Here is a 14,236-nt window from a genome sequence, read left to right as displayed (position 1 = left end):
GCTTACGGGGCGCGGCGCTTGGGGGAGTACGAGCGCGGACGTGTTCGTCACCAGTTGGCAACGGCAGTTCTGGGCGTGAGTGCGCAGGTCTGAGTACACGTACCTAGGGGGAGAGATGAGTACGCGCACGGATGGGCTCCGACCTGCGTCAACGGGAGAGTGGAGGCACGGAAAGGGGCGCGGCTCCGGCACCGCCGACACGGGGCGGCGGAACGGCTCTCGCGCTCTTGACCGCTCCTTCCGTCGACGAGCGTGACAAGTCGGCGGGAGCGAGGCACGGGGGAAACGGGGGGAACTGGGAAGCGCCGGTTCGAGGTGGCCCGCGGGGGACGCGGCCAGTTCGGACCGGCGCTCTCGTATGCCGACCGGCGACACGACGGGTCGGGCGGCCGAACGTCAGGCGGTCCCGCTACGGCTTCCCGCTCACTCGCCCTTGCAGCAACCGGGACAGCGCCGCGTGGACGTCGTCCAGGGAACGTTCCGGCTGGAAGGCCTGCCAGTCCAGGGCGGCCACCAGGACCATGCCGACCAGGGCCGATGCCGTGAGCCCGATGTCGATCTCCTCGCTCAGCTCGTCCGCCTCGACGCCCTCCCGCAGCACGCCCTCGACGACCGCGACCGCCTCCTGCCGGACCACCATCAGCGTGGACTGCCAGGCCCGGTTGGTGCGCCACAGCTCGGCCACGTACAGCTGGGTGAAGGACGGGTATCGGTCGATGAAGACGAGGCCGGCCCGGACCATCGCGTCCAGGGAGTCGACCTTGCTGCCGCCGGCCTCGGCGGTCCGCTCGGCCGCGTCCCTGAGGGAGGCGGTGAGGAGCCCCACGCCGTGCCGCAGCAGCTCCTCGAAGAGGACCGACTTGCTCGCGAAGTTGTAGTAGACCGTGCCCTTGGCGACGCCGGCGCGCTCGGCGATCTCGTCCACCGTGGTGGCGGAGAACCCCTGCTCCGCGATGAGCGTGACGGCCGCCTCATAGAGTTTCTGCCGGGTCGCCTCGCGGCGGCCCCCGCCTGCGCCGCCGGGGGAGTTGCTGCTTTCCATGGCCCTGATTGTCACAGGAACCGTGCCGTGCGCGGTCACAGGCTCAACTCCGGGTGCAGCCGGTCCAAGGTCCACACCTGCTTGCGGCGGGCGGAGACGGCGGTGAGCGCCAGGGCGCCGACGGTGAAGGCCACCAGCACCGCGCACGCCTGCCACACCGGGCCGAGGCCGCCGCCCGTGATGAGCCTCCTGAGCGCGTCCACGACATGGCTCATCGGCAGGAACGGATGGACCGCGTTGAAGAAGTCCGGGCTGGTCTGCACGGGATACGTGCCGCCCGCGGACGTCAACTGGAGCATCAGGAAGGCGAGGACGAGGATCCGGCCGGCCGCCCCGAAGCGCGCGTTGAGCCACTGCACGATCGCCGCGAAGCACGCCGTCACCAGGAACAGGAAGCCCACCGTCCCGGCCGCCCGCACCATCTCCAGACCGACGGCCCAGTGGAGCACCCCCATCAGCGCGACCGTCTGCAGCACGCCCAGCGCGGCCACCGGCAGCCAGCCCGCCAGCGCGATCCGCCACGCCGAGGCCCCCGCCGCGAGGGCCCGCCGGTTGAGCGGCTGGATCAGCATGTACGCCACCATCGCGCCCACCCACAGGGACAGCGGGATGAAGTACGGGGCGAAGCCGGTGCCGTAGTTGGGTGCCTTGTGCAGGTCCTTCGTGGCCAACCGCACCGGGTCGGCCATCACTTCGGTGCGCTTGTCGCGGTCCCGCTCGTCGTAGTCCGGGATCTGCTCGGCCCCGTCGTGCAGACCGCCCGCCAGCTTCCCGGAACCGTCGGCCAGCTTGTACATGCCGCCCTTGAGGTCGACAGCACCCGTCTTCAGATCGCCGACGCCCGTGTCCAGGTCCACCGCGCCGGTCCTGGCGGTGCCGAGGCCGGTGTGCAGCGCCTTGGCCCCCTTGGCGACATTCGTGGCGCCCTTGTCGAGCGCGTTCACCTTGGCGACGGCGTTGTCGAGGTCCGCGGAGAGGGTGGGCGCCGCCTTCGCGAGGGCGCGGGCCTGCTTCTCCAGGGTCTCCAGGTCCTTGTCGAAGGCCTTCATGTCACCGCCGTAGTTCTTCACCACCGTGTTGACGTCCGCGGCGAGCGTCGCGGCCTGCGCCGCCGCGTCCTTCGCCTTCTTCAGGTCCGCGCAGGCAGCGTCGGGCAGTACGGCGTCCTCGCAGCGCTGCTTGTAGACGTCGTCCAGGGTGTCGGAGGCGGCCCGGGTGCCCGTCTCGGCGGCCGGCGCCGTCGTGACGAACGCGTCGAGGCGGCCCCGGATCGTGGCCGCCGAGTCGGCGACCAGGGTGGCGGTGTCGGCGATCGTGTCGCCGTTCTCCGTCAGGAAGGGCCGCACCTGGTCCGCCGCGCCGCCGACCTTGTCGGCGAGCTTTCCTGTGCCGTCCGCGACCTGCTGGGCGCCGTCCTCCAGATCGCCCGCGCCCTCGTCCAGGTCCTTGAGCCCGCCGGACAGCTCCCCGCTGCCCTCCTTTGCCTCCTTGAGCCTGTCCGCGAGGTCCTTGGAGCCCTGCTCCGCCTTGTCGATGCCGACCTTGAGGTCGTCGGCGCCGCCCGCGGCCTTCTCGGTCTCCTCGTGGATGTCCGAGAACGAGATGAAGATCCGGTCCAGGAACGACCGCGACGCCTTCGTCGACGCCGCCGTCCGCACCTCGGAGAACACCGTCCGCGAGATCTGCCCGACGATGTAGTTGTTCGCGTCGTTCGTACGCACCTGAAGGGCGCCCGTCTCCGGCGCGTCCCCGGAACTGGACGCGACCTCCTCGCTGAAGTCCGCCGGCATCGTCAGCGACAGGTAGTACGTGCCGTCCTCGACCCCCGCACGGGCCTCGGCGGCGCTCACCCGATGCCACTCGAAGGTGTCGCTGTCCCGCAGCCCCCGGGCGATGTCGTCCCCGGCCGTGAGCCTCTCCTCGCCGGCCGACGCCCCCTTGTCGTCGTTCACCAAGGCCACGGGGATACGGTCGAGCCGGCCGTACGGGTCCCAGAAGGACCACAGGTACAGGGCGCCGTACAACAGCGGCAGCAGCAGGAGCGAGACCAGCGCGGCCCGCGGCAGCTTGCCCCGGCCGAACCGCCTGAGCTCAAGCGCGGCCAGTCCCGGCGAGCGCATCGGCCGTCTCCTTGTCGTCGTCGGTGTTCTTCTCGGACGCGGTGTTCGTCTCGGGCACGGTCCTCCCGGGCGCCGTCGACACGACGACCGCCCCCTGAGGGGCCTCGCTGCACACGGCCACGACCGTGCTGCCGGACTCGGCGAGCGACCTCAACAGGGTCCACATCTCGGCGCGTTCGGCGTCGGAGAGCTTCAGATCGGTGTCGTCGACGCCGAGCAGCCGAGGCCGGCCGATGAGGGCGAGAGCGAGAGACAGCCGCAGCGCCTGAAGCCGGTCCAGATCGCGTACGGCGGTCCGGGAGCCCTTGGGCAGCTCCTCGCGGTCGAGCCCGGCGGCGGCCAGGGCGGTGTCGATCCGGAGCTTCGCCGCGGCCGTCCGCTCGGCCCTGGGCCGCAGCAGTCCACGCAGGGAGCCGTCGAACCGCCGCTGCAGCAGCGCCCGTTCGCGCAGGTGCTCCCCGACGGTCAGGGCCGGGTCGAGGTCGGTGACGCCGGGGACGTGGGCGAGGGCGCTGATCCGGCGGACGGCTGCCATCCGCTTCGGCAGCCGGAGGGAGCCCACCGTGGCATGACCTTCGCTCGGCTTCATGCGCCCGGTGAGCGCGAGCAGCAGACAGGTCCGGCCCGACCCCGACGGCCCCTCGATCGCGATCAGCGAACCGGGCTCCGCCTCGAACCCCACACCCCGGAACGCCCAGCCGCGAGGCCCCTTGAGTCCGAACTTCTCGGCGCCGACGGCGACCCCGCCGCCCGCGTCCGTCGACAGTGGCTCTCCCATGTGCCCCCGGCCCCTCTTCTCTTCACGTCTTCAAGTTTTTTGCACTGACTAGTCAGTGCAAAAACTACCCCGAACGTCTGATCGGAGCAAAAGTGCAGGTCAGAACGGATTGTCAGTGGCATACCTCACGATGGGCACATACGGCACCTCGTGTCCGGGCGTGCCGTCACAAAGACGACAGGAGGCTCGTCATGGCCAGCTACCACGCAGCAGCCGCCAACCGGCGCCGCGCCCCCGGCCCTGCCCCCTCACCGACCGGCCCGGCAAGCGACGTACACCCCGTGCTGCGCCGGGCGACCGCCCCGCCCGCCGCTCTCGACCTGCTCGCCCAGGCCCGCGCCGGACTCGACGAGGCCTCCGGCCTCCCGATGCCCAACGAGCGGTACGCCACGGCTCATCTGGCCGCCCTGCGCACCGCCGCCGCGGTGCTCGCCGCCCGGGGCCGCCCCGAGCCCACCCTGAAGCGGCGGGCCAAGATACGGAGCGCTTGGGAAGTGCTCCCCGAGATAGCACCCGAACTCGCCGAGTGGAGCGCCCTGTTCGCCTCCGGCGCCGCCCGCCGGGCACGCGCCGAGGCGGGCATGCAGGGCGCGGCGAGCATGCGCGACGCCGACGACCTCATCCGCGACGTGGCGATGTTCCTGCGCCTCGTCGAGCGGATGCTGGTGCTCCAGCCGGTCCTGCCGCAGCCCCGGCAGGACGACGACCCCGCAGTCCCCGACGCGGGCTGACCGGCCGTCCCGGCGCCGCCCATTAGGGTTGGGTACATCAGCATCCTCCGCCGCGGCCACCGTGCCCGTGGCGGAGACGCAAGCCCATCGCTCCGCCGCACACCAGGCGGTGCCGCGCCGAGGAGTCAACTGCCGTGTCGGACCCGATGCGCCCGCCCGTCTCCCCCCACCGCCCTCACTCGACGTCGCCGCGCTCCGACCCCCCTCGACCCCGTGCCTCCCTCCGTACCGCCGTGGTCTGGGAGGTCCTTCAGGACGCCCTCGACCGCCGGGTGAAGGCCACGGGACGTGAGTCGCTCGACGTCCTGGACACCGGGGGCGGCAGCGGCAAGTTCGCGGTGCCGGTGGCCCGCCTCGGCCACCGCGTCACCGTAGTGGACCCCAGCCCGAACGCGCTGTTCGCGCTGGAGCGCCGGACCGCCGAGGCCGGCGTCGCCGACCGCGTGCGGGGCGTCCAGGGCGACGCGCACGGCCTCTTCGACGTCGTCGAGCGCGGCGGCCACGACGCCGTGCTGTGCCACGGCGTCCTGGAGTACGTGGACGACCCCGCCGAAGGCATCGGCAACGCGGTCGCCGCGCTGCGCCCCGAGGGCGTGCTCAGCCTGCTCGCCGCAGGCCTGGGCGGCGCGGTGCTCGCCCGTGCCCTCGCCGGGCACTTCAAGGAGGCCCGGCAGGCGCTCGACGACCCGAACGGACGCTGGGGCGAGGGTGATCCGGTTCCGCACCGCTTCACCGCCGAGCAGCTCACCGCGCTGGTCGAGGGCGCGGGCCTGGAGGTCGCCGCCGTGCACGGCGTCCGGGTCTTCGCCGACCTGGTCCCCGGGGTCCTCGTCGACACCGAACCAGGCGCCCTGGACGCCCTGCTCAAGCTGGAGGCGGCGGCCGCCGAACTGCCCGCCTTCCACTCCGTGGCCACCCAGCTCCATGTGCTTGGCGAGAGCCGGGGGGCTGCCGAGGCCTGAACCGTCTCCCGAGCCGAATGAGGGTGACCCGCTGATCAGGGGCGCGGCGGCGGATGGAGTACGCCACAGGCCACCCGATCGGGCGCGCGGAGCCGTATGATCGAGGGAGGCCGTTCCGGCATGACGGACCGTTCGCTGGGGAATCCACACCTCAGCGGATCGGGGCGCCATGGCGGATTCCGGTTGGCGAATTGGCGTAGAGGGGCGGGTTTCAAGGGGGCGATTCCCTGCCTATCCTGAAGAGGACCCCCCGGGTCGCTCCGGCGACCGCACGATGAGGAGGACTCCGTGCCGCTCTCAGAGCACGAGCAGCGCATGCTCGAGCAGATGGAGCGAGCGCTGTACGCCGAAGATCCCAAGTTCGCGTCAGCGCTTGAGGGAAGCGGGCTGCGTACGTACACCCGGCGGCGGGTCTACCAGGCGGTCGCGGGCTTTCTGCTGGGTATCGCGCTCCTCATGACCGGAATGGTCACGCAGCAGATCTGGGTCAGCGTGGTGGGATTCCTCGTCATGCTGGGTTGCGCCGTGCTCGCCGTCACCGGTTGGCGCAAGGCCCCCAAGCCGGGTGAGCAGCCCACAGATGCCGCAGGCTCCGCAGGTGCTCGTCAGACCCGACAGCGCCGCTCCATGATGGACCGAATCGAACAGCGCTGGCAGCGCCGTCGTGACGAGCAGGGCGGCCACTGAGCCCCCCGGAGTCCCGGCCCGACAGCCACAGCTGAAGACGGACGAAGGGTGACCACCCACGGGGCGGTCACCCTTCAGGCATGCCCGGCTCCAGCCGTCTGCCGCCGGCGCCCTACATGCGTCTGCCCCGGCCGGGCGAACCCGGCGGGGGCAGACGCATTGTGGAGCCTCGGACCCGTGTGGAGCCCTCAGCTCTGTCGCCCTGGCGACGGCCGCCGCCAGGGCAGCCGCGGCGTCGGGACACGGGACACCAACTTGTCGCGGATCTCCGCCCAGCGGGCGGAGAGGGCCCAGGCCACCCGGACGGTCGAACGCGGCAGCAGGAGTGCCCGCAGGCGCGTCCGGCGGCCGGCATGGGCCCGCAGACCGACCCCGACGTCGTGCGCGTCCCGAGCGAGGCCCCCCGGGATCTGCGGACGCGGAGCGAAGAGGACCTGCTCCACCGCCGCCGCCACCCGGTGCACCGAATCCGCGGCCGACGGTTCGAGCTCCCCGAGCCGCACGATTCGCGCGGCGGCCTTGCGGGGCGTCTGCGACTCGTCCGGCGCGATCCCGTAGTCCCACGCCGTGTCGGTCACCTCCTGCCAGGCGGCCAGCGCATGGGCAGCCGCGGCCTCTGTGCGGCCGTACGCGGCGGCCTGGCCCGGTGGCTCCGGGAGCCCTTCCAGTACCCCCTCGCCGGTCACCTCGCGTGCGGCGGCCGGCTCATGAGCCGGCCGCCGCATCGCGCGGTCGTGCGCGCCGAGCCGTACGGACCGCATCCGCAGCCGCCACAGCATCGGCAGCAACGGAATCGCCAGCACCGCCAGCGCCCCCGGAAGGATCAACAACGTCCAGGGCGAGAAGAACAGCAGAGCCCAGAACGAGCGCTTGCCGTCGTCGCCACCCGCCACGGCCGCCGCGGACTCGCTCGCGCAGGCCTCCAGCTTCACCTCCTGCGCCGTGCAGGTCGCGCTCGCCGACGGCTCGGCCGAGGGCGCTGTGGACGCCGACTGCGAGGGCCGGGGCACCTCGGGCAGACCGCCGGTGCCGGACGACTCGGGCTGGGTGTACTCAGGCGTCGTACCTCGGTTGGGGGTCGGCTCGAAGCGGGTCCAGCCCACGCCCTCGAAGTACAGCTCCGGCCAGGCGTGCGCGTCACGCAGCCCCACCGACATCGTGCCGTTCGTCTGCGGGGTGCCGGGGGTGAAGCCCACCGCCACCCGGGCCGGTATGCCCAGCGTGCGGGCCATCGCCGCCATCGCGAAGGAGAAGTGGACGCAGAAGCCCTCCTTCTCCTCCAGGAAACGGGCTATCGCCCGCGCCCCCGTGCCGACCCGCACCTCCGTGTCGTACGTGAACTCGCCGCTGAACGCGAACCAGTCCTGGAGCTTCACGGCCCGTTCGTAGTTGTTCTTCGCGCCCTCGGTGACCTCGAGCGCGGTCCGCGCCACCACCGACGGCAGCGAGGAGGGCACCTTGGTGTACTCCCGCCGCAGGGACGGCGGCGGCTCCGGCGCCGAGGAGAGCTGCTCCGCCGTCGGCTGCACGATCAGGCTCTCGACCTTGTACTGCGCGCCCTTGGTGTCCTGGTCGTGGTCACCGACGAGCGTGCGCCCCACGGGCTCGTACCGCCAGTCGCCGTCGATGTCCACACCGGTCACCGGATACGGCATCGGCAGCCAGTCCTGCTCGTAGTCCTCCGCCGCGACGACCCGGGTCTCGATGGAGGTTCGCTTGACGTCGGGGCTGAGGCCGATCGGTGTGCCGAAGTCGTCCGGCACCTTCGTGATGGAGCGCTCGGTCGGCGTCCAGGACGTGCCGTCGAATTCGTCCAGGGACACGATCCGCAGATACATCTCCTGCAGGTTGTCCGTGTTGGTGCGGTAGGACAGGACCTGCCGGTCCTCGTCCACGTTCAGGCTGTTGCGCAGCGACACCACGGGGTTCACCGCGGCGATCGTGCCGCCGCCACCGGAGCCGCCGCCGATGCCGGTGCCCACACCGTCCAGCAGCCCGCCGTCGAGGGAGGGCAGCGCGAGCGGCACCACCAGGGCGATGCCCAGCGCGACCGCGCCGATGCGCCGCCCGCTGCGCACCGGGGCGACGGCGCCGCTCCCGGAGTCGACCGCCGGACCGCGGGCGGCCCCGCCGAAGACGCGGCCCCACTGCGAGAGCCGGTCGCGGCTCTCGGTCAGGAGCAGCAGCAGATAGCCGGTGGACGCGAGCACGAACCACAGCCACGCGGCGCCGTCGGAGAGCCCCGCGGCGACCGAGTAGAGCGCGAGCAGCGGCAGACCGGCCGGGGCCGCGCTGCGGAACGTCACCGCGAGCGCGTCGACCATGAGGCCGATCACCAGGACACCGCCGATGATCATCAGCTGGATGCCGTCGCTCAGCGGTGCCGGGATGGCGTACCGCCCGATGTCCTCCCCACCGGTCTGCAGCAGCGTCGCGAAGCGCTGGAACGCCTCCGGGCCGGGCACGATCCCGGCCACCGCCTGCTCCCGGACGAAGACCAGCGTCAGCATCATCAGGGTGACCAGCGCCTGCGCGGCCACGGTCAGCGGCCGGGCCAGCGGGACCCGCCGGGTGAGGGCTCCCACCCCGGTCTGCACGCCCAGCATCACGGCGACCTGGAAGATCCAGGTCGCCGGGTCGACCAGTGGCAGCAGCGCGCACGCAGCCATGACCGTGGCGGCCCAGGCGCACAGTGCCAGCCTCGCGCGACCGCTCATGACCGTCCCCCCATACCGCTGCCGGACACCACACCGGTGCGCTGCTGGTCCGCCTGGCGCCACAGGTCCGTCAGCGAGGCGCCGCGCGGCACGGTCAGCGCCGTCCAGCCCGCCTCCTGAAGCAGACGCAGCGACTCCTCACTGGCGCTCCCGGCACCGGGCACCTCACCCGGCTCGGTCGTCCACGCCTCGCTGTCCAGCAGGAAGGCGACCGCCCCGCCGCTGCGCTGACGCATCTTGCCGATCACCGTCGCCTGCTCCTCGTCGAGGTCACCGAGGAAGGCGACCAGCAGCCCCTCGTTGCCGCCGCGCAGCACGTCGTACGCGGGCGACAGGCCTGTGCCGTCCGAGTGGTCGACCACCGCGAGGGTGTCCATCATCAGCCCGGCCGCGTCGGCGGACTCCTGGCTGGCGCCCGCGAAGCCGTCGGCCCCCTCGCCGGGCACCGAATTGCCGGTGTCCGTCAACAGTCGTACGGAGAAGCCCCGTTCGAGCATGTGCACCAGCATGGAAGCGGCGCCGGAGACGGCCCACTCGAAGGCCGAGTCCGGGCCCGCGCCGAGGTACGCCTCGGCCCGGGTGTCCAGCAGTACCGTGCAGCGGGCACGCTGGGGCTGCTCCTCGCGGCGCACCATCAGCTCGCCGTAGCGCGCTGTCGAACGCCAGTGCACCCGGCGCAGGTCGTCGCCGTGCCGGTAGCCGCGCGGGATTATGTCGTCCTCGCCGGCCAGCGCCAGTGAACGCTGCCGCCCGTCCCCGTACCCCTTCGCCTCACCGCTCAGCCGCACCGGCGACAGCGCCTCCACGCGCGGGATGACCGTCAGGGTGTCGTACGTCGAGAAGGACCGGGTCAGCTCGCACATGCCGAACGGGTCGGTCAGGCGCAGCTGGAGCGGGCCCAGCGGATAGCGGCCGCGCAGGTCGGAACGGACGCGGTACGACACCTCGCGGCGGCCGCCCGCCTCCACCCGGTCCAGGACGAACCGGGGGCGCGGACCGAGCACGTACGGCACCCGGTCCTGGAGCATCAGCAGCCCGGTGGGCAGCCGCGAGACGTTGTCCATCCGCAGATGGACGCGGGCCTCGCTGCCGGCGGGCACCCGCGCGGGGGAGAGGCGGCGGCTGCCCGCGACCCGGTAGCGGGTGCGGTACAGCACGGTCGTGCAGACCAGCGGCAGCACGGCGAGCAGCAGGCCGACCCGGAGCAGATCGCTCTGCCCGAGGACGTACGCGCAGATGGCGGCCGCTATGCCGGCGGCCAGGAAGGAGCGCCCGCGTGTGGTGAGGCCGGCCAGGGCCGTGCGCAGCCCGCCCTTGTCCTGCTCCGGGGCGGGCGCCGGCCCGCCGGTGGTCATCCAAGCCTCCGCGGCGGCTGCTGCGGATACGCGGGCGTGGCGTGGGCCGAGCCGAAGCCGCTCTGCGGCTGGGGCGCCTGCGGCACCGGCGTGCGCTGGAGGATCTCCTGGACCACCTGCTCCGGGGTCCGGCGGTTGAGCTGGGCCTGGGCGGTCGGCAGCAGCCGGTGGGCGAGGACGGCCACGGCGAGCGACTGGATGTCGTCCGGCAGCGCGTACTCGCGGCCGCTCAGGGCGGCGGTCGCCTTCGCCGCGCGCACCAGATGCAGCGTGGCACGCGGCGAGGCGCCGAGTCTGAGGTCCGGGTGGGCGCGGGTGGCGCCGACCAGGTCCACCGCGTAGCGCCGGACCGTTTCCGCGACGTGCACGTTGCGGACGGCCTCGATCAGCTTCAGGATCTCGTGGGCGTGCGCCACCGGCTGCATGTCCTCCAGCGGCGAGACCCCGCCGTGGACGTCGAGCATCTGCAGCTCGGCCTCCGGACTGGGGTAGCCGACGGAGACGCGGGCCATGAAGCGGTCGCGCTGGGCCTCCGGCAGCGGGTAGGTGCCCTCCATCTCCACCGGGTTCTGGGTGGCCACCACCATGAAGGGGCTCGGCAGCTCGTACGTCGTGCCGTCGATGGTGACCTGGCCCTCCTCCAGGGACTCCAGGAGCGCGGACTGCGTCTTCGGCGAGGCGCGGTTGATCTCGTCGCCGATCACGATCTGCGAGAAGATCGCGCCCGGCTTGAACTCGAACTCCTTGCGCTGCTGGTCCCAGATGGACACACCTGTGATGTCCGACGGCAGCAGGTCCGGCGTGAACTGAATACGCCGCACGGAGCAGTCGATGGACCGCGCCAGGGCCTTGGCCAGCATGGTCTTGCCGACGCCGGGTACGTCTTCGATCAGAAGATGTCCCTCGGCGAGCAGCACTGTCAGCGAAAGCCGTACGACCTCAGGCTTGCCTTCGATCACTCCTTCGACCGAGCTGCGGACTCGCTCCACAGTGCTGGTCAGATCAGTGAGGCTCGCTCGATCGTCATAGGTCGTCACACGGCCCTCCTAGGCCCGTTCTTTCTCCGGGCCGACGCTCTGCGATGCGGACCGGCCCACCCCGAAACACGGACACCACGCGGGAACGGTCCCGCGTGACGTCACACCCGCATTCTTGCTGCCGTTACCAATCCGTGTCACTCGCCTGTGGATAACTGGCCGCGATATGTCAGCTTTGCAATCCTTTGAACACCGGGTTGCCAGGAGATTGACAGGAAACCCGGGCTGCGCCGGACCGCCCCGGGCCTGTAGGAGGCCGCTGGGGGCGGGCCGGTTCGACGGTGCTCAGGCCGGGTCGATCTCCCGGAGGAGCCCCGTCTTCACATCGAAGACGAAGCCTCGCACATCGTCGGAGTACAGCAGGAACGGGTTGGTGCGCACCCGCTGCATGGACTGGCGTACGTCCTGGTCGACGTCCCGGAAGGACTCCACCGCCCAGGCCGGGCGCTGGCCGACCTCCGCCTCCAGCTCGGTGCGGAAGTCCTCGGTGAGGGACTCCAGGCCGCAGCCGGTGTGGTGGATGAGGACGATGCTGCGGGTGCCGAGCTTGCGCTGGCTGATGGTGAGGGAACGGATCACGTCGTCGGTGACGACGCCGCCCGCGTTACGGATGGTGTGGCAGTCGCCGAGCTCCAGGCCGAGCGCGTCATGCAGGTCGAGGCGGGCGTCCATGCAGGCCACGACCGCGACACGGAGGACGGGACGGGCGTCCATCCCGGGATCGGTGAACGCGGCGGCGTACCGTCCGTTCGCCTCGACGAGACGGTCGGTGACGGTGCCGTCGGATATGGCGCCTTCGGGTCCGGTGGGAACTGATGCGGAGGTCGTCATAACCATGACGGTACTGGTCACGCCCGCTGGGAGCCCTTTGTGAGAGGGGACAAAGAACGTCATTGAGGTTTGTTGTGAGGTAACCCACAGGAGTGGGCGGATCGCGCCCATGTGAGTGAATTCTCCCCTTTCGAGGCTTCGCCGGGGAAGGCGTCGCGACGCGCAGGCCGGTTGATTGACCGCGAAGGGCCGTGGACTAAAGTGACGCGGAGCGGGCGGCGAAGAGCCCCTGCTGGACTGAAATCCCCAGGAGATCCGGTGACTGCCCGGCGTCTCCCCGCGTGCGCGGCGCGTACGTGCGGCTCGCGCCGGACCTGAGAGGGCCCCTTGAGCAACAGCCGCCACGTTCCCGTCATGCTCCAGCGGTGCCTGGACATGCTGGCCCCGGCTCTCACGGAGCCCGGTGCCGTGGTGGTCGACTGCACGCTCGGCCTCGGCGGCCACAGCGAGGCGCTGCTCACCCGGTTCCCCGAGGCCCGGCTCGTCGCGCTCGACCGCGACAAGGAGGCGCTGCGGCTGTCCGGCGAGCGGCTCGCCCCCTTCGGGGAGCGCGCCACGCTCGTGCACGCCGTCTATGACGAACTCCCCGATGTGCTCGACCGCCTCGGCCGCCCGCGCGTCCAGGGCGTCCTGTTCGACCTCGGCGTCTCCTCCATGCAACTCGACGAGGCCGACCGAGGCTTCGCGTACGCCCAGGACGCGCCCCTCGATATGCGCATGGACCAGACGACCGGCATCAGCGCGGCCGAGGTCCTCAACACCTACCCGCCGGGCGAACTCGTTCGGATCCTCAGGGCGTACGGCGAGGAGAAGCAGGCCAAGCGGATCGTCTCCGCGATCGTGCGTGAGCGCGACAAGGAGCCCTTCGCCAACAGCGCGCGCCTCGTCGAACTGATCCGCGACTCCCTGCCGCAGGCGGCCAAGCGCACCGGCGGCAACCCCGCCAAGCGCACCTTCCAGGCGCTGCGCATCGAGGTCAACGGCGAACTCACCGTCCTGGAGCGGGCGATCCCCGCCGCCGTGAAGTCCCTCGCGGTCGGCGGCCGGATCGCCGTGCTGTCGTACCACTCGCTCGAAGACCGCCTCGTCAAGCAGGTGTTCGCGGGGGGCGCCGCCACCACCGCGCCCCCCGGACTGCCCGTCGTGCCCGAGCGCTACCAGCCGCGGCTCAAGCTCCTCACCCGTGGTGCCGAACTTCCCACCGAGGAAGAGGTCGCCGAGAACCGGCGCGCCGCCCCCGCCCGTCTGCGGGGAGCGGAACGCATCCGGGAGGACGCCGAATGACGCGTCCAGGGCGGCCGTACAAGGTGCGCGAAGGGGACGGTGAGTGAGTCCGAAAAGCGAACTCGCGGGGACGGTGAGTGGGTCCGGAAAACGAACTCGCAGGGAGGGCCCGTGAGTAGGAAACCCGAACTGAGGGGCAGGGCCGCCCGTCTCGCGCGGCTCCTGCCGACGGGGCAGGGCCGCGCCGCCCGCACCCCGTTCGTCCTCCTGGTCGTCCTTCTCCTGGGCGGCGGCCTCATCGGCCTCCTGGTGCTGAACTCCGCGCTCAGCGAAGGGTCGTTCAAGCTCGACGACCTCCAGGACGACGTGAAGAGCTACACCGACGAGGAACAGGCGCTCCAGCGGGACGTGGACGCCTACTCCGCGCCCGACGCCCTCCAGCGCCGCGCCCGCGAGCTGGGCATGGTCCCCGGCGGCGACCCGGCCTTCCTGAACCCCGACGGCACCGTCAAGGGTGTACCGGGGCCCGCCGTCGAGCAGTCCGTGGCCCGTATGCCGCTGGTCCTCGCACCCGAGGTGCTCGACCCCGGACCGGCCGCGAGCCCGGCGCCCACACCTTCGGCCGCCGCGACCTCTCCGACGCCGGCGCAGGCACCGCCCCAGCCGCAGACACCGGAGCCCGAGGTCACCCCCACCCCCACCGGCCCGTCCGTACAGTCCCCCCAGCTCCCGACGAACCCCGGCAGGTGACG

At 71.8% G+C, this 14,236-nt stretch carries 12 protein-coding genes; 5 read left to right on the top strand and 7 right to left on the bottom strand.

Annotation, left to right across the window (positions count from 1 at the left end):
* Nucleotides 1-409 precede the first annotated feature (409 nt).
* Genes I8N67_RS35230 through I8N67_RS35220 form a run of 3 tightly spaced genes read right to left on the bottom strand, consistent with a single transcriptional unit; the run spans nucleotide 410 to nucleotide 3,940 of the window.
* A complete protein-coding gene (locus I8N67_RS35230; RefSeq protein WP_200308362.1) occupies nucleotides 410-1,042 on the bottom strand; it encodes a TetR/AcrR family transcriptional regulator in 633 nt (210 codons plus the stop codon).
* Nucleotides 1,043-1,077: 35 nt separating this feature from the next.
* Nucleotides 1,078-3,162 (bottom strand): YhgE/Pip domain-containing protein, encoded by a 2,085-nt coding sequence (locus I8N67_RS35225; RefSeq protein ID WP_200308361.1) that lies wholly within the window; start codon nucleotides 3,160-3,162, stop codon nucleotides 1,078-1,080.
* Nucleotides 3,134-3,940, bottom strand: coding sequence for an ATP-binding cassette domain-containing protein (locus tag I8N67_RS35220; RefSeq protein ID WP_200308360.1), 807 nt, complete (start codon nucleotides 3,938-3,940; stop codon nucleotides 3,134-3,136). Before I8N67_RS35220 ends, I8N67_RS35225 begins: the two co-directional genes overlap by 29 nt.
* A 191-nt stretch (nucleotides 3,941-4,131) precedes the next feature.
* Here I8N67_RS35220 and I8N67_RS35215 point away from each other — a divergent pair, with 191 nt between their 5' ends.
* From I8N67_RS35215 to I8N67_RS35205, 3 genes are all read left to right on the top strand, one after another.
* Nucleotides 4,132-4,671: an SAV_6107 family HEPN domain-containing protein gene (locus I8N67_RS35215; RefSeq protein ID WP_200308359.1), complete on the top strand. Its 540-nt coding sequence runs from the start codon at nucleotides 4,132-4,134 to the stop codon at nucleotides 4,669-4,671.
* Between the two features lie 134 nt (nucleotides 4,672-4,805).
* The gene (locus I8N67_RS35210) at nucleotides 4,806-5,633 is read left to right on the top strand and encodes a methyltransferase (RefSeq protein WP_200308358.1); all 828 of its coding nucleotides are present in this window, start codon (nucleotides 4,806-4,808) and stop codon (nucleotides 5,631-5,633) included.
* Nucleotides 5,634-5,921: 288 nt separating this feature from the next.
* Nucleotides 5,922-6,320, top strand: a complete 399-nt coding sequence (locus I8N67_RS35205; protein WP_200308357.1) for an SCO2097 family morphological protein — start codon at nucleotides 5,922-5,924, stop codon at nucleotides 6,318-6,320.
* Between the two features lie 188 nt (nucleotides 6,321-6,508).
* Here the strand turns inward: I8N67_RS35205 and I8N67_RS35200 are convergent, their stop codons facing one another.
* The 4 genes from I8N67_RS35200 to I8N67_RS35185 form a co-directional block, all read right to left on the bottom strand.
* Nucleotides 6,509-9,037: a transglutaminase TgpA family protein gene (locus tag I8N67_RS35200; RefSeq protein WP_200308356.1), complete on the bottom strand. Its 2,529-nt coding sequence runs from the start codon at nucleotides 9,035-9,037 to the stop codon at nucleotides 6,509-6,511.
* Nucleotides 9,034-10,392 carry a DUF58 domain-containing protein gene (locus I8N67_RS35195; protein WP_200308355.1) on the bottom strand — a complete coding sequence of 453 codons (1,359 nt, stop codon included), beginning with the start codon at nucleotides 10,390-10,392 and terminating at the stop codon, nucleotides 9,034-9,036. Before I8N67_RS35195 ends, I8N67_RS35200 begins: the two co-directional genes overlap by 4 nt.
* A complete protein-coding gene (locus I8N67_RS35190; RefSeq protein ID WP_200308354.1) occupies nucleotides 10,389-11,429 on the bottom strand; it encodes an AAA family ATPase in 1,041 nt (346 codons plus the stop codon). Before I8N67_RS35190 ends, I8N67_RS35195 begins: the two co-directional genes overlap by 4 nt.
* A gap of 285 nt (nucleotides 11,430-11,714) precedes the next feature.
* Nucleotides 11,715-12,323, bottom strand: coding sequence for a beta-class carbonic anhydrase (locus I8N67_RS35185; RefSeq protein ID WP_200308353.1), 609 nt, complete (start codon nucleotides 12,321-12,323; stop codon nucleotides 11,715-11,717).
* 264 nt (nucleotides 12,324-12,587) lie between these two features.
* Here I8N67_RS35185 and rsmH point away from each other — a divergent pair, with 264 nt between their 5' ends.
* Nucleotides 12,588-13,544: a 16S rRNA (cytosine(1402)-N(4))-methyltransferase RsmH gene (gene rsmH / locus I8N67_RS35180; protein ID WP_200308352.1), complete on the top strand. Its 957-nt coding sequence runs from the start codon at nucleotides 12,588-12,590 to the stop codon at nucleotides 13,542-13,544.
* 111 nt (nucleotides 13,545-13,655) lie between these two features.
* The gene (gene ftsL, locus I8N67_RS35175) at nucleotides 13,656-14,234 is read left to right on the top strand and encodes a cell division protein FtsL (protein WP_200308351.1); all 579 of its coding nucleotides are present in this window, start codon (nucleotides 13,656-13,658) and stop codon (nucleotides 14,232-14,234) included.
* The last annotated feature ends 2 nt before the right edge of the window (nucleotides 14,235-14,236 follow it).

The sequence above is a fragment of the Streptomyces adelaidensis genome, assembly GCF_016598475.1.
GTDB lineage: Bacteria > Actinomycetota > Actinomycetes > Streptomycetales > Streptomycetaceae > Streptomyces > Streptomyces adelaidensis.
Note: the sequence above shows the minus strand (reverse complement) of the source record. Positions and strands in the feature narration are given on the sequence as shown.

Excerpts from the sequence above, each read along its gene's own strand:
- I8N67_RS35230 (WP_200308362.1), bottom strand. The coding sequence starts at position 1,042 with ATGGAAAGCAGCAACTCCCCCGGCGGCGCAGGCGGGGGCCGCCGCGAG.
- I8N67_RS35225 (WP_200308361.1), bottom strand. The coding sequence starts at position 3,162 with ATGCGCTCGCCGGGACTGGCCGCGCTTGAGCTCAGGCGGTTCGGCCGG.
- I8N67_RS35220 (WP_200308360.1), bottom strand. The coding sequence starts at position 3,940 with ATGGGAGAGCCACTGTCGACGGACGCGGGCGGCGGGGTCGCCGTCGGC.
- I8N67_RS35215 (WP_200308359.1), top strand. The coding sequence starts at position 4,132 with ATGGCCAGCTACCACGCAGCAGCCGCCAACCGGCGCCGCGCCCCCGGC.
- I8N67_RS35200 (WP_200308356.1), bottom strand. The coding sequence starts at position 9,037 with ATGAGCGGTCGCGCGAGGCTGGCACTGTGCGCCTGGGCCGCCACGGTC.
- I8N67_RS35195 (WP_200308355.1), bottom strand. The coding sequence starts at position 10,392 with ATGACCACCGGCGGGCCGGCGCCCGCCCCGGAGCAGGACAAGGGCGGG.
- I8N67_RS35185 (WP_200308353.1), bottom strand. The coding sequence starts at position 12,323 with ATGACGTTCTTTGTCCCCTCTCACAAAGGGCTCCCAGCGGGCGTGACC.